Annotated in this window: 22 protein-coding genes; 4 read left to right on the plus strand and 18 right to left on the minus strand. The window is 31.3% G+C overall.

Annotated elements, in window-relative coordinates:
• Positions 1 to 203 precede the first annotated feature (203 nt).
• Complete coding sequence (locus tag ABJ955_RS12955; RefSeq protein WP_347375055.1) at positions 204 to 737, minus strand: thioesterase family protein; 534 nt, start codon at positions 735 to 737, stop codon at positions 204 to 206.
• Positions 738 to 1,796: 1,059 nt separating this feature from the next.
• Entirely contained in the window at positions 1,797 to 2,489 is a 693-nt protein-coding gene (locus tag ABJ955_RS12960; protein WP_347375056.1) for a Crp/Fnr family transcriptional regulator, read from the minus strand.
• A 154-nt stretch (positions 2,490 to 2,643) separates the two neighbouring features.
• Here ABJ955_RS12960 and ABJ955_RS12965 point away from each other — a divergent pair, with 154 nt between their 5' ends.
• Positions 2,644 to 3,021 (plus strand): DUF983 domain-containing protein, encoded by a 378-nt coding sequence (locus tag ABJ955_RS12965; protein ID WP_347375057.1) that lies wholly within the window; start codon positions 2,644 to 2,646, stop codon positions 3,019 to 3,021.
• Between the two features lie 51 nt (positions 3,022 to 3,072).
• The gene (locus tag ABJ955_RS12970; RefSeq protein WP_347375058.1) at positions 3,073 to 4,722 is read left to right on the plus strand and encodes a SulP family inorganic anion transporter; all 1,650 of its coding nucleotides are present in this window, start codon (positions 3,073 to 3,075) and stop codon (positions 4,720 to 4,722) included.
• Between the two features lie 121 nt (positions 4,723 to 4,843).
• On the opposite strand, the gene ABJ955_RS12975 is transcribed toward ABJ955_RS12970, so the two are convergent.
• From ABJ955_RS12975 to pckA, 3 genes are all read right to left on the minus strand, one after another.
• Positions 4,844 to 5,215 carry a glycine cleavage system protein H gene (locus tag ABJ955_RS12975; RefSeq protein WP_347375059.1) on the minus strand — a complete coding sequence of 124 codons (372 nt, stop codon included), beginning with the start codon at positions 5,213 to 5,215 and terminating at the stop codon, positions 4,844 to 4,846.
• A gap of 28 nt (positions 5,216 to 5,243) precedes the next feature.
• The gene (gcvH, locus tag ABJ955_RS12980) at positions 5,244 to 5,624 is read right to left on the minus strand and encodes a glycine cleavage system protein GcvH (protein ID WP_347375060.1); all 381 of its coding nucleotides are present in this window, start codon (positions 5,622 to 5,624) and stop codon (positions 5,244 to 5,246) included.
• 223 nt (positions 5,625 to 5,847) lie between these two features.
• Positions 5,848 to 7,449, minus strand: coding sequence for a phosphoenolpyruvate carboxykinase (ATP) (gene pckA / locus ABJ955_RS12985; RefSeq protein ID WP_347375061.1), 1,602 nt, complete (start codon positions 7,447 to 7,449; stop codon positions 5,848 to 5,850).
• A 135-nt stretch (positions 7,450 to 7,584) separates the two neighbouring features.
• On the opposite strand from pckA, the gene ABJ955_RS12990 reads away from it, so the two are divergent.
• Positions 7,585 to 8,265, plus strand: coding sequence for a Crp/Fnr family transcriptional regulator (locus ABJ955_RS12990; RefSeq protein WP_347375062.1), 681 nt, complete (start codon positions 7,585 to 7,587; stop codon positions 8,263 to 8,265).
• Between the two features lie 816 nt (positions 8,266 to 9,081).
• Here ABJ955_RS12990 and ABJ955_RS12995 read toward each other — a convergent pair.
• The 12 genes from ABJ955_RS12995 to ABJ955_RS13050 all read right to left on the minus strand — a co-directional run bounded on the left by ABJ955_RS12995 (position 9,082) and on the right by ABJ955_RS13050 (position 21,202).
• Complete coding sequence (locus ABJ955_RS12995; protein ID WP_347375063.1) at positions 9,082 to 10,281, minus strand: M23 family metallopeptidase; 1,200 nt, start codon at positions 10,279 to 10,281, stop codon at positions 9,082 to 9,084.
• A 156-nt stretch (positions 10,282 to 10,437) separates the two neighbouring features.
• Positions 10,438 to 11,277 carry a hypothetical protein gene (locus tag ABJ955_RS13000; protein WP_347375064.1) on the minus strand — a complete coding sequence of 280 codons (840 nt, stop codon included), beginning with the start codon at positions 11,275 to 11,277 and terminating at the stop codon, positions 10,438 to 10,440.
• A 174-nt stretch (positions 11,278 to 11,451) separates the two neighbouring features.
• On the minus strand, positions 11,452 to 12,771 hold the full coding sequence (locus tag ABJ955_RS13005; protein ID WP_347375065.1) for a S41 family peptidase: 1,320 nt from the start codon (positions 12,769 to 12,771) through the stop codon (positions 11,452 to 11,454).
• 83 nt (positions 12,772 to 12,854) lie between these two features.
• On the minus strand, positions 12,855 to 13,952 hold the full coding sequence (locus tag ABJ955_RS13010) for a serine hydrolase (protein ID WP_347375066.1): 1,098 nt from the start codon (positions 13,950 to 13,952) through the stop codon (positions 12,855 to 12,857).
• 282 nt (positions 13,953 to 14,234) lie between these two features.
• Positions 14,235 to 14,627, minus strand: coding sequence for a DUF6326 family protein (locus tag ABJ955_RS13015; protein WP_347375067.1), 393 nt, complete (start codon positions 14,625 to 14,627; stop codon positions 14,235 to 14,237).
• Positions 14,628 to 14,832: 205 nt separating this feature from the next.
• The gene (locus ABJ955_RS13020) at positions 14,833 to 15,414 is read right to left on the minus strand and encodes a cyclic nucleotide-binding domain-containing protein (RefSeq protein WP_347375068.1); all 582 of its coding nucleotides are present in this window, start codon (positions 15,412 to 15,414) and stop codon (positions 14,833 to 14,835) included.
• Between the two features lie 465 nt (positions 15,415 to 15,879).
• A complete protein-coding gene (gene map, locus ABJ955_RS13025; protein WP_347375069.1) occupies positions 15,880 to 16,644 on the minus strand; it encodes a type I methionyl aminopeptidase in 765 nt (254 codons plus the stop codon).
• Between the two features lie 180 nt (positions 16,645 to 16,824).
• A complete protein-coding gene (locus tag ABJ955_RS13030) occupies positions 16,825 to 18,261 on the minus strand; it encodes a S41 family peptidase (RefSeq protein ID WP_347375070.1) in 1,437 nt (478 codons plus the stop codon).
• Between the two features lie 63 nt (positions 18,262 to 18,324).
• Positions 18,325 to 19,098 carry an AraC family transcriptional regulator gene (locus ABJ955_RS13035; protein WP_347375071.1) on the minus strand — a complete coding sequence of 258 codons (774 nt, stop codon included), beginning with the start codon at positions 19,096 to 19,098 and terminating at the stop codon, positions 18,325 to 18,327.
• Positions 19,099 to 19,643: 545 nt separating this feature from the next.
• A complete protein-coding gene (locus ABJ955_RS13040) occupies positions 19,644 to 20,222 on the minus strand; it encodes an NAD(P)H-dependent oxidoreductase (RefSeq protein WP_347375072.1) in 579 nt (192 codons plus the stop codon).
• Between the two features lie 4 nt (positions 20,223 to 20,226).
• Complete coding sequence (locus ABJ955_RS13045; protein ID WP_347375073.1) at positions 20,227 to 20,565, minus strand: hypothetical protein; 339 nt, start codon at positions 20,563 to 20,565, stop codon at positions 20,227 to 20,229.
• Between the two features lie 55 nt (positions 20,566 to 20,620).
• Complete coding sequence (locus ABJ955_RS13050; RefSeq protein ID WP_347375074.1) at positions 20,621 to 21,202, minus strand: Crp/Fnr family transcriptional regulator; 582 nt, start codon at positions 21,200 to 21,202, stop codon at positions 20,621 to 20,623.
• 48 nt (positions 21,203 to 21,250) lie between these two features.
• Between ABJ955_RS13050 and ABJ955_RS13055 the strand changes: the two genes are divergently transcribed.
• Positions 21,251 to 21,988: a transposase gene (locus ABJ955_RS13055; protein WP_347375075.1), complete on the plus strand. Its 738-nt coding sequence runs from the start codon at positions 21,251 to 21,253 to the stop codon at positions 21,986 to 21,988.
• 388 nt (positions 21,989 to 22,376) lie between these two features.
• Here ABJ955_RS13055 and ABJ955_RS13060 read toward each other — a convergent pair whose 3' ends face one another.
• The gene (locus ABJ955_RS13060) at positions 22,377 to 23,420 is read right to left on the minus strand and encodes a DUF4932 domain-containing protein (RefSeq protein ID WP_347375076.1); all 1,044 of its coding nucleotides are present in this window, start codon (positions 23,418 to 23,420) and stop codon (positions 22,377 to 22,379) included.
• Positions 23,421 to 23,540 lie beyond the last annotated feature (120 nt).

Genomic DNA, 23,540 nt, shown 5'->3' on the forward strand with positions numbered 1-23,540 from the left:
GTTTGGGAAACTATTACTCTATTGTTTATTTAAAAAAATACTAGCTGCGTGTAGCGCGTTGGTTTTTCATGTATTGAGGAAGAGCAGCTTGCTACCGCTGTTTGCCTAGCATGATAATATCAAAAAAAAAATGTAGAAACTAGTTGTTTTTAACCTCCGTTTTCTGGCGCCCCCCACAGTAAATTCATTTTCTTTAAATGAATTTAATTGTTGATTTTTAAAGTTTTATAATCGTTTTCAAACATGCTTAAAACTTCCGCAGCAGGAGGTCTGATTTCATATTCGGAATCACAATTAATTATTATTTCTCTCATATTTTGTACCTGCTTATGTTTCCAAAATCCAGATTTTGTAAACCCAATTGCACATATTTGTCCATTCTGCTCAAAAGTTTGTCGATGGTAAACCCATTTTTCATCTGAACCTTCTAGCTTAAGAGTAATATCAAATTTCTTAAATATTTTTAATGGTTTTTTATATATTATTTTTTGAGATGCTAGCACACCAAACATTCCTTTTTTTATAGTATTATCATATAATTTTGATCGAAAAACAACTTCGTATCTTATTAAGTCCATGTAATAAAAATATTTTGAATTTGCCATGAACCTAAAAGATTCACAATCCAATATATTCACCCTTCTTGTTCTAGTTAAATTGGCAGTTAGTTTGATGTTCTTCCAAAATATTCTTGATCCAAGGTAAGTATAAATCATGTGCAACCAATAATAAAACATTTTTCTAAAATTTAGTTTTGGAGGATTTTTTAATTATCTGGGTATTAGAATTATACAAGGTATAGTGTCATCACTTTTTAACAAGTGATACAAACAAATATAATATTTTATATAGATAGTATTACTAATTGCTACTTTGGGACACTACTAGCCTATGGTTAATGGAGGAAGCATGTTAACTGCGTGTAGTTTATAGGTTTCTTTGATATTAAGGGAGCTGCGATGCTATCTGCTTTAGTAAGTTTTAAGGGTTGGTTGCTGATTTTAATGACAGGGATTCGTTCTTTTTAATAGGAGGCATTATTCCCATCATTCTTTTATTTTTTTATCCGATTTTTCTTGGACAATTGCTTTATTTGGTGCTTTGTTTTTGTCCTCATCATCAAGTCTGGCCTCCAGCACTTTAACTTCTTTTATTTCCTTGATTGTAATGGTGCCATAAAAATCAATATTGCTAGTAACTAAAACTTAATCATAATTCCCTTTTTTTATTTTTAGTACTACGATGATTTTTTATCAATAAATGACAAGCTACCTCTTTATTTTTTTTTTAGAATTACAGGTCCATGACATGTAAGAGTCCGCTTCTTTCTATTAAGATTGCAAAATGCTATTTGGAATACCATAAGAATAAGATCCCGATAAAGAACATAGTTTTGTAAGATAGTAAAGACCTCTACTTCTAAAAAAAACTGCCTATATTTATCATGTTCACGGGCAGGTGTATGGTTAATTACATGATTCAGAACCTTATTTAACAGAGTAACCTTAAAAAGAATTCCGAAATTTGAGGATGGTAAGCCACAGCGAGTTAGTCACATATAAAAGGTGGAATAAGTTGTTAGTGCTTCCCCTGGCAATCAATACACAAATAGCAATGGTTTTGTATTCTTGTATTTGTTTTTACAATTGATAAAACCTACTATTTTACACTTTTGGTTTGTGTAAATTGCCATTATGCATGGCGTAGAGGGTTGATTTTTTATTTAAAAATTCACTTGACAATTTAAATATTATATGTTTTACTCTTTATAGACTATAGGAGCCGTAAGAAATTTATCAGCAAAACTCAATATTTAATAATTTAAATAGTACGTCTTTATCTTTTATATAAATAATCCTTTTATCTACTTCAATAATACCATCGTCTTTAAATCGTTTTAAGCTTCTACCCAAGCTTTCGGATGAAGTACCAATAATATTTGCCAAATCTTCTCGAGATAAATCAATCCCATTTTCTTCATCATGCTTTTGGAATCGGTTTTCTAAAATGAGTAAATTAATAGCCAATCGTGCATTTAAGTTTTTTTGAGCTAGCACAGCAATAATATTAGCTAAAACTCCAAATTCATGCCCTATATTTTTTATAAAAACCCGTTGCAATGAGGGAATATCTTCTAATAATTTAAAAAAAACATCTTTAGCTATAAAATTTACCTCTAGGTCTTCTAAGGCTTCACAAGAATCTTGATAACGCTCTTCTCCAAATAAAGCATGATATCCTAATACATCACCCGTTGTATAGATATAAAATATTTGTTCCGTTTCAGAGAAACCACGTTTAAATTTTTTCGCTTTCCCTTTTTTAATCTGAAAAATGCCTGTGGGTATTCCTTCTTCATAAAATAAAAGACTCCCTTTCTTTATAATTAAAGGCTCCATAGCATTATATACTATTTTTTTTTCTTCAGAAGTTAATTGTTCAAATAGCAGTTCACTCTGAAAATCAAATTGCGAATAGAAGTTTTTCATTGTTCAAATATATAATAAATAACAAATAAAAATATAACATTTGTTATGTTTTTATATAACATTTATCGTATTTTTGATGCTTCATCAAGCTATTATTAGGCTATAAAATTCTATTTGTATAAAATGTTAATTAGCACCAATTAAAAGGCAGAAAATGAAAAGGGCAAGCAAATGGTACGGTATTTTAAAATTAAAGTGCCCCCGTTGTCATATTGGAAATTTATTCAGCACTCCAGGGTTGATTGTGTTTAAAGACATCTTGAAAATGCCCGATAGATGTTCTCATTGCAAGCAAAGTTATAAGTTAGAACCTGGATTTTATACCGCAGCATTATGGATTAGCTACCCTATCGTTCTTATTGTATTTATCCCTGTATTACTAGTAGGTTTTTCATTAGATAGCATGAATAGATTTTTCAAATATATGTATCCACTTATCATACTCTTTAGTTTTATGTTTCAGATTCCATTAATGCGCATTGCAAGAGCTATTTTACTGCATATGAGCATCGATTATTCACCAAAGGGGTAACATATACTATAGAATTAAACGCATTATTTTAAATTATTAATCACTAAACTAATGGGTAAGGAATTTATACCTAAATTATTTTCACTTTTAAAAGAAGGAATTTCAAAAGAAGCAATAACAAAAGATGTTCTTTCGGGATTAATAGTAGGAATTGTCGCTTTACCTTTAGCCATTGCGTTTGCTATTGCCTCGGGGGTTTCTCCTGAAAAAGGAATACTAACAGCCATTATCGCAGGTATAATTATTGCTACTTTTGGAGGAAGTCGGGTACAAATAGGAGGACCTACAGGAGCTTTTATTGTTATTGTCTATGGTATTGTACAGCAATACGGGACCGATGGGTTAACTATTGCCACGTTTATGGCTGGCTTTATTATTATTGGATTTGGCTTGGCTCGGTTAGGAAATTTATTAAAATTTATTCCCTATTCTCTCATTGTAGGTTTTACTAGTGGCATTGCGCTAATTATTTTTTCTTCACAAATAAATGATTTTTTTGGGCTTCATATTACCAATGTTCCCGCAGATTTTACAGCTAAATGGGCAGTGTACTTTGCAAATTTTCACAAGGTTAATTGGTATGCAATTGGTATTGCCTTGAGTACGATAGGCATCACTCTTTATTTTCAAAAATTAGTAAAAAAAATTCCAGGATCAATTATTGCGATCGTACTATCAACCAGTGTTGTAATGCTCTTTGACATCCCTGTAGATACTATTGAAAGTAACTTTGGGGCCATTCCAAATAAGATTGGACTTCCGCACATGCCAACGGTTAATTTTGACACCATTAAAGCGCTTCTTCAACCTGCATTTGCAATTGCTATATTGGGAAGCATTGAATCTTTACTTTCTGCTGTGGTTTCAGATTCAATGATTGGTGGAAAACACCGTTCTAATATGGAATTAGTTGCGCAGGGAGCAGCAAACATCATGTCCTCGCTCTTTGGCGGTATTCCTGCTACCGGCGCCATTGCTAGAACTGCCACTAATGTTAAAAATGGAGGAAGAACACCAATTGCTGGTATCGTTCATGCGCTGGCCTTATTGGCTATTATGCTTTTGTTTGCGCCCTACGCAAAATTAATTCCTATGTCATGCCTAGCGGGAATTTTAATGGTCGTGGCCTACCATATGAGTGAATGGAAACAATTCCGATCTATTTTAAAAGGGAATAGAATGGATATCATTATTCTGCTTACAACGTTTTTTTTAACGGTTATTTTTGACTTAGTTATTGCTATAGAAATTGGAATCGTACTTTCTAGTTTTATCTTTATGAAGCGTATGAGTGAATCTGTTAATATACAAGGGTTTTCTTCTGAAGATACTAAAAGTGAGCCTCTTTTTGATGACGAATTACGAGACATTCCTAAAGGAATTATTTTATATGAAATTAATGGTCCCCTATTTTTTGGAGCGGCCAGACAATTTCAAGAAACCATTACCAATACTGCCTTACAACCCAAAGTTATTATTATTAGAATGCGATATGTCCCTTTAATTGATGCTACTGGCTATCAGAGCATTAAAGAAATATTAAAGACCTATAGGAGTAGAAATATAAAAGTGTTAATTTCAGGGATCGGAAAGCCCTTGCGAAAAGATTTTAAAAAGAATGAACTATTTTTATTTATAGAAAGGGATTTTGTGGTTAAAGATATTCATACCGCTATAGAAAAAGCTAAAGAAAATTTATAGGAGATGCCTAATATTGCTATATATTTGTTATTACTTTAGTGTGACCCCTATAAACAACCCTCCCTCCTACTAAAAAGCTTATTCTTTGTATTGCGATGATGTAGTTTCAAGTTAATAAGAATCATTGTGTAAATTGTGTATAGTCTTGACAGCTTAATAAAGAAGCTGTCTCTATTTTTGTTGTTATAATAGCGAACCAATATTTATATGGAGCCGTATTCACATAAGCTGTAAATTCCTGTAACACGCTATTTTCCGCTACAATTACACAATCAAATGGGGCTATTAACTGAAATGTATCGTTAATACCATAAACAGTGCCCCAATTAGATCCTTTTTTAAGCAAACTTCTTTTGTTGGTAAGTTCTATCAAATCAATAGTGCCAATTTCTTTTTGACAAAAATCGGTGATTCCTACATAAAAATCATACATCCCTATTTGCTGCAACCATAAATGTTGTCGTGTATAATAAAAATTTTTTGGAATCTGCATTCTCTTGCTATATAGGTAAAACTCATATTTAAGAACCAACGACTATTGCGTAAGCGTCTGGTTTTAATAAACTACTTACATCGACATCATTTTCTATTTTTAGTTTAATCATCCAGCCTTCTCCATAGGGATCTTCATTTACTAATTCTGGATTAGCCTCTAATTTTGGATTAGCTTCTAAAACGGTCCCATTTATGGGTAGAAAAAGATCTGACACTGTTTTTACTGCTTCTACTGTGCCAAAAACATCATTTTGTGCTAATGCCTCAGCTACAGTTTCAATTTCAACATATACAATATCTCCTAATTCACTTTGTGCAAAATCCGTAATTCCTATATACGCGATATCATTTTCTATTCGCAACCATTCGTGGTCTTTTGTGTATAAGAGGTTTGAGGGTATTTTCATTTTATTTATTTATTTTATTTATTTTTTTCTGTGCTTTAGGACATGTGGCATCGCTGTATTTACAATAAACGCAACAATCCTTTGCATCGTTTATTCCAAAAATAGTATGACAAGAAACACACTTGCTATTAATATGCTTTCCTATTTGCGGCATCTTTTTTTTATAGGTAGAACCACAAATAGGACAGCGTACTATAGCATCGGTATTAATATTCAACATGTACTAGGCTTTTTCTAAATTTGCAATTTTAGGTGCTCCGGAACGTATTTCATCGTTTGCAAATGATTCATACAATTTGAAGTTTTCATTAAATTGTGATGCAAGATTATCAGTGGTTTTATCGTACGCTTCTTTATTCTCCCAGGTGTTTTTGGGATTTAATAAATTAGAAGGTACCCCGTCACATTCTGTTGGCATCTGCAATCCAAAAACAGTATGTTTCAAATAAGCTACCTCATCTAGTTTTCCATTAAGAGCAGCAGTAATCATTGCTCTTGTATAATTTAATTTTATACGCTCTCCAGTTCCATACGCACCACCAGACCAACCAGTATTAACAAGCCATACATTTACAGTATCGCTTTTTAGTTTTTTTCCTAATAATTCAGCGTATTTTGTAGGGTGGAGTGGTAAAAATGGTTCTCCAAAACAAGCAGAAAAGGTGGTTTGAGGCTCGGTAATACCAGCTTCAGTTCCCGCTACTTTTGCGGTGTATCCTGAAATAAAATGATACATTGCTTGCCCGACTGTTAATTTAGAAATTGGAGGTAACACCCCAAAAGCATCACAGGTTAAAAAGAAAATATTTTTAGGCGTACCTCCAATAGATGGGTTCTTTGCATTATCAATGAAATTAATGGGATAAGCCGCTCTAGTATTTTCAGTAACTTCTATATTATCATAATCTACTACATCTGAGCCCTCATAAAAGCGAACATTTTCAAGTAAGGTTCCAAAACGCACTGCTGAAAATATTTGGGGTTCTTTTTCGCTACTTAAATTTACGCATTTTGCATAACAGCCTCCTTCAAAATTAAAGACACTTTCTGAATCCCAGCCATGTTCATCATCACCTATTAGTGCTCTGGATGGATCAGCAGACAAGGTTGTTTTTCCAGTGCCCGATAATCCAAAAAAGACAGCTGTGTTCCCATCCTCACCAATGTTGGCAGAACAATGCATGGACAGTACCCTTTTATCGTGTGGTAAAATATAATTTAGAATAGTAAATATTCCTTTTTTAATTTCACCCGTATATGCACTACCACCTATAAGGATTACTTTTTTAGTAAAATTGATAATTGTAAAGTTATGTTGTCTTGTTTTATCTTTTTTAGGATCTGCTTTAAATTCTGGAGCAGCCAAAATGAGCCATTCGTGTTCAAAAGTTTCTAATTCCTTTTTTGAAGGTCTTAAAAAAAGGTTATTCGCAAATAAGCTTTGCCAAGGTGTTTCTGTAATAACACGAACATTTAATTGATACTCTTTTTTACTTCCTGCTTGTACGTCTTTTATATAGAGTTCTCTGTTAGAAAGGTGCACTGCAACTTGATTGTATAGGTTCTCAAAATCTTCTGATGAAAACGGATGGTTAACATCTCCCCACCAAACAGCATCTTCCGTAAGAGCATCTTTAACTATATATTTATCCTTTGGTGAGCGTCCTGTATATTCCCCCGTATCACAAGCTAAAGCACCTGTACTTGTCAAAACTCCTTGCTTTTTTTGAAGAGTCTGCTCTACTAATTTAGAAACAGGTAAATTCCAGAAGCATTTTTTTGTGGGATGAATACCGAGCGTATTTAATTGTTCAATAGTTTTCATAGAAATGATAGCTTTATATTTGGTATCAAAACTACCCTATTAAGACACACTAACCGTTGACGGGAATCTTGGTAAAACTTGATTTAAATCAAGTCTTAGATAAAAAAAAATAAGGTGTAGCTTTGTAATACCAATATGATTACGAAATTCACATTTAATAGCCAATATATTTTAAGCGAATTACCTTCGAAGGATAGGGATTTTCTTGAAAAAATAATGGTTGATAAAAAATTTCGTAAAAACCAGCCCATATTTACAGAAGGAACTCTGCCCTCAGGTATTTTTTATTTACAAAGCGGGAAAGTGAAAAAATATAAAATGGACAATGATGGAAGAGAGCAAATAATCTATATCTATAATGAAGGGGAGTTTTTTGGATATTCATCCGTTTTAAGTGAAAGCACCTATGGAGACACAACAGTTGCCATAGAAAACTCTATCATTTCATTTATTACCATAGAAGCTTTTAATCAAATACTAAAAGACTCTTCAACCTTTTCACGTTTATTATTAAAAAGTCTAAGCCACGAATTTAGTGTTTTAGCAAACCTGATGGCGGTGCTATCACAACGTACGGTACGGGAACGCGTAGCACTTAATTTATTAATTCTACATGACAAATATAAGGGTGATGATACTTCAAAAACATATATCATGCTTTCACGTTCTGATTTAGCAAATATGGCAGGAACAGTAGTCGAAACTTTGGCTCGCGTACTTTATGATTTTAAGCATGATAAACTTATTGCTACAGATGGCCGTAAAATCCAATTACTAAATATTGAACGCCTTACTAAAGTTGCCAATTTTTATTGAAAAAATGGCATTCACAATAGTTAAGTATTTAGATATAGAAATCTTAAGAGACTTAACATTCTTGTTCTCAAATCTTTTTAAATGCCGCAATTTGATATTCGAATTTCGAAAAGGACTTTTGGTAAATTGAAAATATAAAAGTGTATTTTTTAAATCTCCAAGGATTGATTTAAAATTACATACCCTACCAAAGATCTAACAACCTCTATCTTTAGTTCAAAAAAACAATAAAAAATAAACAAGGAGTATAGGTCGCTATGGATTCCTTCTCTACTTAGATTGGGTATTTACTATAAAAAGGCGCATCATTATAAACGATGGGACGTGTTGGCAGATTCAACATAATTAAAACAGGCTGCTACTATTTGTTAGCCATCATAAAAACAAATACTATTAGTGCCACCTGTTCTGTCTATTGCTTCCAAGCTATTATCCCGTTGTTTTCTTTCCGTTTTGTTACTCTTGCTAAAATTATAACGAAGGTTTAGGCTTATTCTTCTAGCCAGAAATATTGTTTAAGGTTTAAATAGTTTCCGCCCTAAGTGGCATCTACATTCATTTCTAAACTCTTAAATTATCGGTGGCTCTCAGGGTAACGTTCAGATTATTGGCCATAAAAGAGCGTACAATACCTGTATCTACCTACCATTGTGACTGCAAGGTATTTGTGTATGATTTCGTTGGGTGTTTCAGCCACAATTGTAGTAAATACAAACCGAATAGAACCTCACTAGGTATCGGGAGCGATTCCCAATGCTTTGGGATTCGTAATAAATCCAAAACAATGTAATTAATTGTATATGGTGCTGGCAATAGTTATTTTATTTCAATTAATCCAAATCCAATAGGAAATTCATTATTTTTCTTTACTGGACTTAAAGAATCTAAAGGAACGTGGTTGCTATGAAATAATCCCGACACTTCTTCTTGGGAATAGTTTTTTAATTGTATAAATTCTTTAAGATGATATGGTATTCCTTCTCCACCCATAGGAACATTACTTTTAGATTCTATATGAAAATGTAAATGCGGTAAGTCAGAATTTCCGCTGTTGCCCAGTAAGCCAATTATTTGTCCTTTTTTGATTTTATCTCCTATTTTTACTTTAAGACTATTTGGTATTAAATGCCCATAAAGTGCATATAAGTCATTCCCAATATCAATAATGACATAATTACCAGAAATTGTTTTGTTAGTAATACGTACAGCCATTTTTTCTGATAGTGGTTCATTTTCTATCATATTATCCTTTATATCTACAACAACTCCATCAGCAACTGATACAATTTCAAGACCATATCCAGACCAGTTTTTATTTTGTTTAATATTGTTTTTTGCAAGTTTTCCATCATCATTTACAAAAATCCAATCGAGAGCAAAACGTTGCGGATAAATAACTTTTCCATTTGAAAAAAACCTACTGTTTTTATGACCTTCTGCTTCATATAGCCATTTTCCTTTTTTGTTAAATGGTAGCCCTAATGTGAGTTTTGTTTTATTTGGAATATCTAAAATTGTTGATTCAAACGTATATGCTATAGATTCTCCATTTCCTTTATTTATATTAAAATGAAGTCTGTGAAATATTTTTTCAGGAATATTTTTAATGTCGTTAAATTCTATGTTTAAATTAAGTACTCCGAATTGATTTGCAGAAATTATTTTTAAGTCATTTTCGGATCTTAATTTTGGTCGTTCGAGATTCTCATTAATGTAAATAGAATCAAAAATAGCAATAGGTAATTCGGTTGAAGCTAAATCAAATATTTCAACTTTTTTTAATGCTATAGATGCTTTGTAATTATTGAGAATATTTAATTCGTAAGCGAGATAGTTTTTATTATTCGCATTAATTAAACTGCTTAAAAAAGATACGTTGGTCTCAAGAGGGAAATTAGATTCTTTCAGTTTAACTAGAACCTCTTCAATAGGTTTTTCATTAAAATCTTTTGATGCTTTTATATTTTCGCAACTTGTAAGTAATGGGAGAAAGCTTAATAGGAAAAGATACTTCATAAGTTTTATTTCAATATTTTAAGAGTAACAGTTTTTAGCAATCAACCTTACAAAGGTTGTGTTTAGTTTTAATCTTTTAGCATCCATTCTATTAGCTTTTCTTTATCTACTATAGACCAAGAATGTGGATTTCTTTCTCCATCTGAACGATAGCCTTTATTCTCTGTTTTTTATCAATTCAATTTTGTTATTATTAAATTTATTTTGTAGCACTGTGTTCATTTTTTCTATAGAGTAAGCATTTAAATCTTCTGGTTCAAATTGCCTATTTATTTTCCAATAATTGAGGTCAGGCTCTGTGTAGAACCTTAATTTAGTATTATTTAAATTAGCAATATTTTCAATGAAGTTAGTCTGTGAAGTAAATGGTGAATTCTTTTCAAAATTATTAAGGTTATCTTTAGGGTTACCAAAATTGGTGTTAAAAAGGTTTATTATCCAAGTTCCTTCTTGAACAGAAATTTCAGAAAAATTTCTCTGAACATTTCTTTCACATTTTTTATAAAAAGCTAGTAAGTCAATCGGTGAATCCACTATGAAAACTCCTTTCGGTTGGATCTTATTATCTGTTTTGATTAAGTGATTAGAAAGTAACAAGGATATATTACCACCAGTTGAAAACCCACCAATAAAAATATTATCTTTTGGCAATTTAGTATCCTTAAATATGTTTTCAAGAGTCTCTGTCAACTCGATTTTATCATTTTTAGTGAGCCAAAAACTTTGGTTAAAATTTAAATACAGAATTGCTACATCATTATTTTTAGCATCTTTAAGTATATTAAATTCACGTTCAATAGTTTCTGCATTTTCCGCATAATTTCCAAAAAGTATTAAGACTGCATTTGCTTTATTTACAGGCTTATTTAATTCATATTTATCTTCAACTATTTTTTTGTATTCCGTTTTAGCAATATTTTGATTTTTCCTATATAGTTTACTTTTGCAAGAAATAGAGATCACTAAAATCAATAATATTCCTATAAATTTCTTCATTTTAGACATTATACACAACGGTTTTGTGTAGGGTTAGTGGCCTGTTTAAGCTCCTAATTTAGCAAATAAAAACTGAATAGAATCCCGAAGCATCAGGAGCGAGCCCCGATGCTTCAGGATTTGTAAGTAGGCTAAAACTAAGCAATTAATTACACACGCTGTTGGCTGTAGTTTTTATTTTTTAGTTAATTCTATCGCTTTTTCTAAAACTACATCTTTGTCTGATAAAAAATCATCAATTGATTGCTCAATTTCAATATCTGGCTCAATAGTAGCCTTTGGGTTTTTTTCTTGAACATCTGTAATAAATATGTTTCGAGCCACAGTATAAGTGAATTTTGTGTTTGTTAGTTCGAACTGTTTTTGATTTGCAGTACAGAATTGATTTGAGCCTAAAGTCTCTCCAACAAAAACTACTCTATTTTTATCTTTGTATACAGATGCTAAATGACCAACGGTAGAATAACCATCTCCATTCATTACAAAAATAATTTTCCCTTTAAAATTGTTTTCAAAAGGTTGCTGCATCTCTTTTCTTCCATAATCACTAATTTCAAAGTATTGAAAAGGTTTTTGTAGCGTATATTTTAAGAGATTGATTGATGCTTCTCCTGGTCCTCCCAAATTTTGACGAACGTCTATTATTAAGTTTCTATAACCTTTGGTTTTAATTTCTTTAAAAGAATCATGTAGGAAATTCAAAAAAACTTTTGTTTTATCGCCATAATATGCGAAGTTCCGTAGGGTCAATAAAGTAGTTTCAGCATTAATTTCTGTTAAACAAAAATCACTTTGACACGGGTGCTCAGTACTAAAAAGTGGCGCATAGGGTGGATTTTCATTTAGAGATTTTAAATTAATTGTTCCACTTTTACCTGCAATTTTTACATTGTAAACATCGGGAAAATTTAAGGCGTACGGAATTATAGAGGTATTATACCCATTAAAAAGTTTTCTTTTTGAACTTTCAATATCTGCTTGAGTGTTGATATGTGAATAAATAACAGCCATCATTTCACTAATAGATTTGCCATTAATGTGGGTTATCTCTTGACCGATTTGTACAGTATCTTTATTAGTTAAATTGTCTATAACATAAAGTTTATTATTGATAAGTCTTGTGAGAAGCGGAAAGTAGTCTTTGGGTTTTAGTAAATCTCTTTGTTGATTAAAAAACCCTAATGAAGTATGGCCGCAACCAACTATTGCAATAATCTCGCTCAACTTCCAAATAAAATCTTTTTTGGTAGTTGTATTATCAATTTCACTCCGTAACTGTTTAGCTTTTTTATCGAAATCAGCTTTTGACGTGAATTCATAGAGCGCAGGATGATATGTAGACAAGGTATCTATTAATTCATTATAATCTGCTAAATAATTTTGAGCGTGTTTATTTAATGGTTCTCTTTTGTTCTCGTCAGACTTTTTTTGATCATTCTTACACGATAGGATAGCTAGCCCTATAATTAGAAAAGCTATTGTTTTATTAATCATACTTTTTATTAATTAGTATCTAGTTATTCTGTTCTATGATTTTTTTAGTTTGAGTTACTATTATGTTTTTAAAGACAGAAACTTCAATTGTTATTTGTTGTAACAAAAACATATAATAATTGCCAAAAAGCATCATTGCTTACACCACCCGGTTTTAGTCCCCAATTAACTAATGTTGGCACTTTATATTTATGGGTTACTACAATTTTAAGTTTTGGAATAACGGTTATGAATTGACCTCCCCATCCATGTGCAGTATAAGCTCCTTCAAAATCAGGGTGTTGCTTGAAATTATCTGCTAACCACCACATATAGCCATAAGAAAATTGAAATGGACTTGATTCGTTTAGTCCATATCGTTTATTTACAATTTCAGTTGGTGTTACTGTAGTTGTAATTTTATCAATCCAGTTTTTAGATATTATTTGTTTTCCGTTCCATTCCCCTTTATTAAGCATAAGTTGTCCAATTTTAGCCATATCTCTAGTTGATAAATACATATGGTGGGCAGGGTATCTCGATTTACTTTTATTGTATTTTTCTTTTTGATTTTTAATATTCCAGTCTTGAAACCCTAAGGGAATTGCAAGTTGCTCTTCAATTTCTTGATACACAGTTTTTCCAGATTTCATTTCGAGAATAGCCCCAGCCACATTAAAGTCCCAATTATTATAAACAAAATACGATCCTGGTTTTACGCTACCTCTTTCTAAAATGTTATTTTCGTCATACCCTCCATTTGCAGGCTCATAAAACACTCCAGAACGAGATGTAATTATATTGTTAATAGTTGCAGTTTTCTCTATTTCTAATAATCCTTTATCTTCATCAATACCAATTTCGCCTATTTTTTGATTTAAATTTATAACTCCATTTTCAACATATTTTCCGTACAACATGCTTAAAACACTTTTACGGCATGAAGCTATATACCCTACTTCGTTAATATCTCCATATTCATAAAGAATTTTACCATCTTTTAATATCACCATTCCTGTTGTTTCAAGATTATTTTTTAAATAATTTGTTAAAGAGTCTAATCTTTGTTGGGTAAATCCTGTATTATCTAATGTTTCATGTTTTTCAAAAGGAACACCTTCAAATTGAGGTTTATGAGAACCGCAACTCAAGAATATGGTCATGCTTATAATAATAATTACAATTTGTTGTTGTTTTATCATTTTATTGATTTTAAAGATTTAATGATTTCAAAATAATATATATGTTCGTGAAGTATATATAGGCGTTAAAATTGAAATTTCCCCAACCAAACTCCTGTTGTTTTTTATAACATACTCAAACCCAATAGTACCCGCGCCAACCATATTCTTCCTATTGTATGATGCGGATGTAAAACTCAACCAATAATTTTTGATTTAGAATTTTTATTTACTGAGTTGTATATTATTGATGATGAATTGTATTAATAATACTACATATGTATTTCTGTCAGCACTAATTTTTTAAGCCTTTTCATTCTCAATTAGTATTTTTTTAGTATCTACCCATTTCAAAGCCGTGATAATTATAATTAGAAGTGCAATGACTTCAATGCTTGCACAAATTATATAATGAGGCATTAAGCTTCCACCTCCAATAACATATATAATAGTTAAAACACTAGCGACAATATTAAGGATACGATTTATTCGAAAAGATAATGATTTAGAAAAATAAATCATAAGTATCGGTATATTGGTTATACCTGCGGCAATGGCCATTGTTGTAATTATTTCTCCAAAAATATTGAGTGTATTTCTATTTACAAGTTCTATTATAATCGATAGAATATCGGCAAATATTATATTAAGTATTACCACAATCCATAAGGTGGATAATTTAGTTCGTGTATCCATTAGCTACATTTTGATATTTTATTTTGCTTTAAAAGCATTAAAGGTTTCAAAGCTGTAACTCCCTATTTTAGAGAGTGTATTAAAATTTAATGAGCAGGATAATAATAAAGGAATACAGTTTTGCATCTAATACGTTTTTGAATTATAATGCAAAACTAAATTTATTTAATAGCAGAAAACGTTCACTTAAGTTAAGAAAAGAAAATTAGTTTTTTATATTTTTTAGAATTCTCGATTTTATCCTACTTAAAGATTGAGGTTTAATTCCTATTAAACTTGCTAGTTGATGTTGTGGAACACGCTGAACAAGATCTGGTCTGTTTTGTAATAAACTCAAATAGCGTTGTTCTGGTGAAGTTGTTTTAAACTCGTCTAAGTCTAATTTTTGTTTCATTAAATGTTCTTCTGAGATTATGCGACATAAAGATTCAAATTTTGGAAATTTCTGGAACATCTCGCTTTCCATATCAGGATTAGAAACGGTTACTATAGAATCTTCAATACAATCTAGGTAATATTCAGAGGCTTTTTTGTTTAGTACACAATTTGGTGTTATGCCTTCCATTTCTGTATAAAAAGCAGTAGTTTTTTCTTCTCCATCAATAATATAGTACGTTCTAATACAACCTTTTAAAACAAAATACCCATTATTAGAATGCTCGCCTTCTTTTAGTAAAACAGTATTTTTTTTTACAGTGCGAAAAATATCTAGTGAAGTTAAAACCTCTTTTTCTTTTTCAGAAAGTGAAATGTATTTTGAGATAAATTCAAATAATAGGTTCTGCATATTTTAATTAGTGTTTTATACTGAAATAGGTTGACCTTTTTATGGTTGTTTTTTGACTATTAAAAACGATTTTTTTAAATCGTTAGTTCAGATAAATTTACATAATTTTTTCGATAGGATTTATATTTGATATTAGGGTTTAAATGTACTTCTGCGGGTTTTCTTAAGTTTAGGCTAAAATGTGTTCTAAGATTGTTATAAATATACACAGCTTGATCTGTTATTTTTTTTGCCAATGTTCATTTTGTGTTTTCATAAGTGACTGTAATTAATTGCTTAATTTTTAGTCAACCTATTTCAGGAAAGTTCACGGTCAGTATGACACACAACGGTTTTGTGTATGAAATGTGCGGGATTAATTTCTGTGATTGTTCGTGTTAAACCCGAAAAAAACCAAACACACTCCTACCCTTTGGTTAAGCACTAAAATAAGCATTTTTTATACACGGTATTGTAGCCAGTTATTTAATTCCAAATTTCATTTGATTCGGTTAAAATGATTGGATAGTTATCAGTTACAAGTATTGTTTGCTCGTGTTGGGTTACATATCCACCTTTGTTTCCGACTAAAGTCCAACCATCATTCAGTTCGACTGCAACAGTTGAATTTGTTGAAATAAAAGTTTCTATTGCTACTGTTGTGTTTTTTTTGAATCTTTCCCTGTTACTTTTAACTCTGTAGTTTAAAATATTTTCAGGCTCTTCGTGTAAACTTCTACCGACTCCGTGACCAGCCAAGTTTTTAATAACTTTAAATCCTGATTTTTTTGCTTCAGTTTCTATTAAATATCCAATTTCAGAAATTTTCACTCCGCCTTTTATATTGTTTATAACTTTACGTAATATATTTTTAGAAGCATCAACAAGAGGTTGGTGGTTATGAATGTCTTTTCCAAGAACAAAAGAACCGCCATTATCAGACCAAAATCCGTTTAGTTCTGCCGATACATCAATATTAATTAAATCTCCTTCTTTTAATATTTTTTTCTCTGAAGGTATTCCGTGTGCAGCTTCTTTGTTTATACTTATACAAGAATAACCAGGAAATCCATAAGTTTCATAAGGTGCAGATTTAGCTCCATAACTCTTTAAAATTTCACCACCATATTCATCAAGCTCTTTAGTTGACATACCAACTTTAGCATATTCTCTCATTAATTTTAGTGTAGTTCCAACAACTTCACTAATTTTTTTCATTCCGATTAACTCAGATTCTTTTGTTATTGACATTTCGTATATAATATTGGACTTAATGTTGTTGTATATGCTTTGTTGTGTGTTTTAAGCATTAAAGTTAGCAAATAAAAACCGAATAGAATTCCGAAGTCTCGGAACGCGAGCCCCGAAGCTTCGGGGTTCGTAAGTAGGCTAGCACTAGCAATAAATAATATATGGTGTTACCAAACGTTTTTATTCCATTATTTTTTTAATTGTAAAATTTTTTTTTGTATTTCTTCCATTCAAATAATCTTTCCAAGTTTGAGGTACTTCATAGTCAGGAATTACACCTCGTCCTTTTATTTTCGGTTCTACATTAATTTGAAAATGAACAGTCGGGATTTTTACCTCAATTTTTGAATTTGGCAATTTCACATATTCCGAATACCCGCTAACATTTCCTTCGTAAGTTCCACCAGTTTCTTCTCCGATTACTATTCCTCTGTTGGTCATTTTTACCAAACTGGTAAATTCTGCACCGCCCGAAAATGTCTTGCCACTTATCAAAACGTACAATTTTCCACTGTAAATTAGTTCCTTTTGTGGTTTTTCATATCCTAAATCGGAATAGTAATCGCTGAACAATGTGAAGCTTCCTCTTTTTGCAATTGTGTCTTCAAGTTTCCACGCGTCTTCTATATATCCTTCTTTATTTTTATTTTTACGATATGGTCTTGGAAGCATTGTTACTTGTTTATATTTTTGTGTGATTTTGTTTGACAAATAGCTGAAAAGTAAGTTTTCATTTCCTTCTGTTCCTCCCCCATTGGCTTGAATGTCTATCATTAAATGTTTAATATGTAACGAGTCTATTTTTTTAAAGTTGGATTGATAAAATTTTTCGTAATTAATATGATCATCGCCAAAACTTGGTATGCTCAAATAGGCAATAGAATCGTTAATCTGCTCAAATTTAAAATGATTATAGTCAAAATCTTGTGAAGCAAATTTGGCCTTTTTGGTTTTAAATTTCGTAAATCGAATTGCAGGAATGGTTAAAGTTTGTGTTTTATTTTTATTAAATTCTTGAACTTCAATTTTAAATTTTTTCTCTTTACCGTAAACCAATCTATAAAGTAGTGAAAAATTTAAACCACCAACCCATTCGCTTTTAGAAGTTTCATTAAAACCGTCTGTAGGAATTAAAGGATAAACTTTTTTAAGTATTTCACTTACTTTCCTGCCATTGATAGAAAGTATTTTTACACCTTTTTTAAGATCTGTAACCTCATTGCCATAATTTTGTGTAACAATGAGATTTTCGTTGCATAGTTTGACTGTTAATGGTATAAAAGATTTTGAGAGTCCAAATTTTATCATTGACCACCTTGGAAGGTCAATAGAAGTATGTCCTTCATTTGTTAATCCAATAACATACCTTAACTTTTCGTAGAACTCTAATTTTGTTTGACATGTTTCTAATGTGTTCCGAATACTGTCAATTTTCGCATTTGTTTCATTTTTTTCAACATATTCATAAAGTCCCTGATGTTGTAATTTTAGTTCTGTGATTAAATAATCAAAATCTTCAACGAATTTTTTTTGTGAATAAGAATCATCTGTTGCTTGAGCAAAAATTGAATTTGATATTATAAAAAAGATAATTGAGAGATATACTATTTTTTTCATTTGGGTTTAAATTTTTCCAAATGTAATGCAGTCATAATATTGCCACTTGTATAATGTTGGCAATTATAGTTTTTCAATGATGCTTTGTTGGTAATTTTTAGGAGAAATTCCAACAAACCGCTTAAATGTTTTTGAAAAATGTGCCAAGTCTGTAAAGTTGTATTGATACGCTAATGTTGTAAGTTCTGTATTGGGTTTAATTAACATTTTACTTGAAAATACTTTTTTCATCAATATGTAATTAATTGGTGTCATACCGGTTGATGCTTTGAATTTTTTCGTAAATCCATATTTATTAATATTCGCAATTTTCGATAGTTCATCTAGACTAAACTTTTCGCAAATGTGTTTTTCAATGTAGCTATTAACCTCCTTAAAACTATTTAGATTTAATTCAGAATACTCTTTGTCTTTTTCTTGCGAGTACGATTTGATGGTATTAATAAATTGATGTAGATTAAATTCGATATTTTCAGTTTCTTGTTTATCAATAGCATTTTTAAGTTCCACAAACAATTTGTTAGCGTTTTTGTTATTTATTTTTCTGTTGGTAAATTTAATATTCTTTCCATTTAGTATGTCTTTCATCAATTGATTAGGAACGTAAATTGTATCAAATTTTAATTGAGCTGTTTTGTCAAATAGTGGGTTAGAATGTATTTCGTAAGGATTAGTTATTGAAATAGAACCTGCTTCACTGAAAAGACTTTGATGTTCAAAATCAATTTGTTCAATTCCTGTATGTATTAACGAAATGCAAAAGGTTTCGTGAAAGTGCTTTGGAAATTCAGTTGTTTGATTTTCAATAGTGATATATTCTAAATCATCTAAAATCATTCTTGTTTTCTCAATCTTTTTTTCAAATGTCTCGTCCTGAAATATGGCTACAGATTATTGATTAAGTGTATTATACTGAAATAGGTTGACCTTTTTATGGTTGTTTTTTGACTATTCAAAACGATGTTTTTAAATCGTTAGTTCAGATAAATTTACATAATTTTTTCGATAGGATTTATATTTGATATTAGGGTTTAAATGTACTTCTGCGGGTTTTCTTAAGTTTAGGCTAAAATGTGTTCTAAGATTGTTATAAATATACACAGCTTGATCTGTTATTTTTTTTGCCAATGTTCATTTTGTGTTTTCATAAGTGACTGTAATTAATTGCTTAATTTTTAGTCAACCTATTTCAGGAAAGTTCATTTCTCAAATTGGCTACAACGTGTTTGCATAAGATTAGTTGCGTGTTTTAAGCACTAAAGTTAGCAAATAAATCACAGATAGTAAGTCCGCAAGGACTTTCGTAAATTAGCTATAACTAGCAATTAATTTTATACGTTGTTGGCAAACGTTATTTCTCCGTATGTTTAAATCACAAATTACTATTTGTTCAGTTGTCCTAATTTTTCAACTTTTTTCAACCATTTTATTCTATACGCTTCTTTTGATAATCTTATAGGTCCAACAGTCGTAATTCTGACTTTTTTCACTCCTATAAAATGCAATGTTCCCTTTTTAATTGCATTATGACTTGGGTTTCCGTAAACCCATTTATAATACCAATCTGGTTGGTCTAAAGTACAAATTATTCGTGCCGTTTTCCCTGTAAAACGTTTGTCACTTAATAAAGAATTCTCTCTTTTGTTAAATGCAAATCCTGGAAGTAAAACTCGGTCTAAAAAACCTTTCATAATTGCGGGAACTGAACTCCACCAAACTGGATAAACCCAAACTAAATGGTCAGCCCATTTTAATTTGGCTTGAGCATCTAACAGGTCTGGTTCTAATTCTGTTCGCTTTCTATATCCAAATTGTAGGTTTGGGTTGAAGTTCAATTCTCTGATGTTAATTTCCATTATTTCAGCATTCGATTTTTCAGCCCCTTTTTTATAGGATTTTGAAAGTGCAAAATTGAAACTTTCTTTATCTGGATGTCCATTTATGATTAGTATGTTTTTCATAAACCTAAAAATAAGTTTTCAATTTTCTTTCAAATTTCGTGTTTGTTAAATTCTCAATTCTGAAGAACTTATAAAGAATAAAACAAGTTGATACCGTTAAGAAGAATGTGCAAATTATGAAGCTGGTAACACTACAAAAAATAGCTAATATTTGTGTGCCGATTTCTCCCAAATATGAATCGAAATAATCTTGCTTTTCGATAAAATAGTTGTAAACGGCTATTGCGTATTCGTAAAAACGAACGGTAAGTTCATATAATAACCAAGTGGGATAAAACCATTTTCTAATAGGTTCCCACCATTTTCCCCAAATTGATTTCAGTTGTTTGTTGTTTTCTTCCATTTTTAAACCTTTTTACAAAGGTCATTTTAATGGAAGATGTATCATTTGATATAGATCAAATTCGGTTTTTGGGATTCCTTATTCTACTCAAAGTTTCAAGCGTAATGCCTAAATAAGAAGCAATGTGCGTAAGAGGTATTCTTTGGGTTATATTTGAATAAATATTTAAAAGGTGCTTGTATCGGTCTTCTGCCTTGTTGAACTGAATGGTATATAATCTTTCACATAGACCTAACATAGTTTGAGTAACAACTTTACTAATAAAACGTTCAAAATCGTGGTGCTTCTCTGAAAGGCAATCAACTGTATCTTTTGAAAATTCAAGGACAACGGAATCTTCAATAAATTCAACATAATGAGGACTTGGCTCTTCGCTGAAAAAACTGATAATTGCAGCCATTATTTCATTTTCAAAAGTGAACCAGTCAGAAATGTCCTTTCCGTCTTTTAAATAATATGCTCTTGAGCAACCTTTTACAATTAAGTAGGCTTTTTTGGAAAATTGTCCTTCACGAACTACAATCTCGCCCTTTTTATAACTTACAATTTTTGAATTCGCAATTAACTCTTGTTGACATTCATTGGTAATAGGATGATATGTTTCTCCAATTTTATTTAAGATTTTTTCAATATCCATTTGTTTAAGTGACTACTGTTTTTCGGTTTGTTGAATGTTCGTCATAATGTGCTACAACGTTGTTGTATAAGATTAGTTGCGTGTTTTAAGCACCTAACCCAACCAAAGTTATACATTGGCATCGACATTCACAAGCGGAGCTGGAAAGTTCTCTGTGCTTCCGATCTGTTCGGCGGAAAGTCCTTCGCGATGCCCCCTAAGCCTGAAGTGCTGCAAGCGTATGTGACCAAACATTTTCCGGGCCACGAGGTCACTACAGCTTATGAAGCTGGCTGTTGCGGCTATTACGCCCATCGAAGTTTTGAAACCTATGGTTGGACTTCCCTAGTAGTGAACCCAGCCGATATTCACCGCAAGGGAAAGGAACGTTTTACCAAGACAGATAAAATAGATGCCCAACTCATAAGCAGGGAGCTTAAAGATGGCAGGCTTGAGGGCATCCACGTTCCAGATGTGGAGCGGGCGCAATTGCGCAGTCTTTTCAGAAGGGGAAACGATCTGGTCAAGGATTACAGGCGCGTAAAGAGTTTTATAAAAATGCAGCTGTTGTATTTTGGCATTGCTATTCCCGAAGAATTTGACAACGACCACTGGAGCTACAAGTTCCGCTATTGGGTTGACGAGATAACTTTTGCATATCCTTCGGCACGTGAGACTCTGGATAGCAGAATGCGAAGCTTTAGGTTTATAGATCAGGAACTGCGCGATGTCTCCACAAACATGCGCCTATTACCGCAAGTATTTAGGAAAAAACGTCAAGTCAATTATAATCAAGGTCGCTCGTAAATTATTGACCAGGACTTTGGCAGTCATAAAAACAGAAACTCCATATGCAATAGGGGTCATAGAATAATAAATAGATAACAAAGCTCACAAAGAAGTATTAAAAACCTGTATCACAAAACAATGTAGGTGGCAGCTCCAGAGTTGGATCACACATTTATAGCAAGTGGCCAGGTTTATTATAACTTATAATCATACAGATGCTAGTGACCGCGCTTGACGATGGATCACATATAGGATGCGGAGCAAGTTATATGGTATTGAAATATAGATAATCCTTGGGAATTATCAACATTCCAACACCCCAAAAACACATTATGAGATAATTAAAATATTATTTTTGAAGAACGGGATTAGTGCTTTTCATAGGACACGGTGTTCCCGGTAGTTTTTATTTCATTCGTTCAATTAATATTGGGTAAAACTCACTAAATTCAGAGTATTTTTCTCTCTTATTTTCATATTCTTTTAAAATTTTTACAATATTATTTACTAAAAAAAATCCAATAGATTTTTCGTAGTCTAAAAGTTCTTTAGCTTTTTCTGTTCCAAAATTTTCATTTGCTATTCTGATTGTTATTGCTCTTATTATAAGTTCATTAAAAACATATTTCCATTCGCTGTAACCTTGGGTTTTTCCATTTTTTTTTAAACTTTCAGTATAATATTTTTCTTTAATATTTTCGACTTCATTTTGAAATTTTTCCGTTAAAGGGTTTACGAAGGAATGACCGAATTCGTGTAAAATTAAATCCATTTCAAGAAATTCTTTTTCAAAATATGGAATATGTTCAATTTCACCATTTGGTCCAATTATAGCATAAACTTCTTTTTTTCCATCTGCTATGAATTTTGAATTAAATCCTCCTGAATGAACTAATGGTGAGAGAATTAAATTATAGGAACCCAATTCACTTCCGTAATATTTTTCTAAATACGCTGGAAGATGTTGAATAGATTTAGATTGTTTAACTTGATTAAGTACTTTCTCATTCAATTCTTTTACTTCGGTTAAATAGGCTTGAAATAAAGAATCTTTATTGAAGGAAATAAATTCTTTTTTGAATTTTTTAATTAGATAATCCCCTTTACTTTCATCAAAAGAATCAGGATTTATGACTTCTCTTACTTTATTCAATTCAGGAAATTCTCCGAACTGTAGAACCCAATCTGTAACGTTATTAAAATTAAAACCGTGCTTTTTAGATAATGTGTCAAATAAAGCTACTGCCTTATGGTTCTTCAGAGCTTTAAAATTATTTTTCAGCTTTGATTTGTAATGATTTTCGTGATTATTGACTAGAAAGTAATCATCTAAAAATGCTATTGAATAGATGGTTTCTATTCTTTCGTCAATCGTAATGTTTAATTCCGATTTCTGTCCGACACTTTTTAATGACGCTAAAAGTAGAATTAGCAAAATAGTTTTTTTCATTAATTGAGTTTTCAAATAAGGACTAATTTTGTTTCAAATTGGTACAGTTCAAATTACTGCCAACGGTTCGGTATAAGTGTCAGTTACGGATTAAATATACTGAAATTTTTGATTAAGCAC

Origin of the sequence: Aequorivita sp. Q41 (assembly GCF_039831855.1) — a bacterium.
Taxonomy (GTDB): Bacteria; Bacteroidota; Bacteroidia; order Flavobacteriales; family Flavobacteriaceae; genus Aequorivita.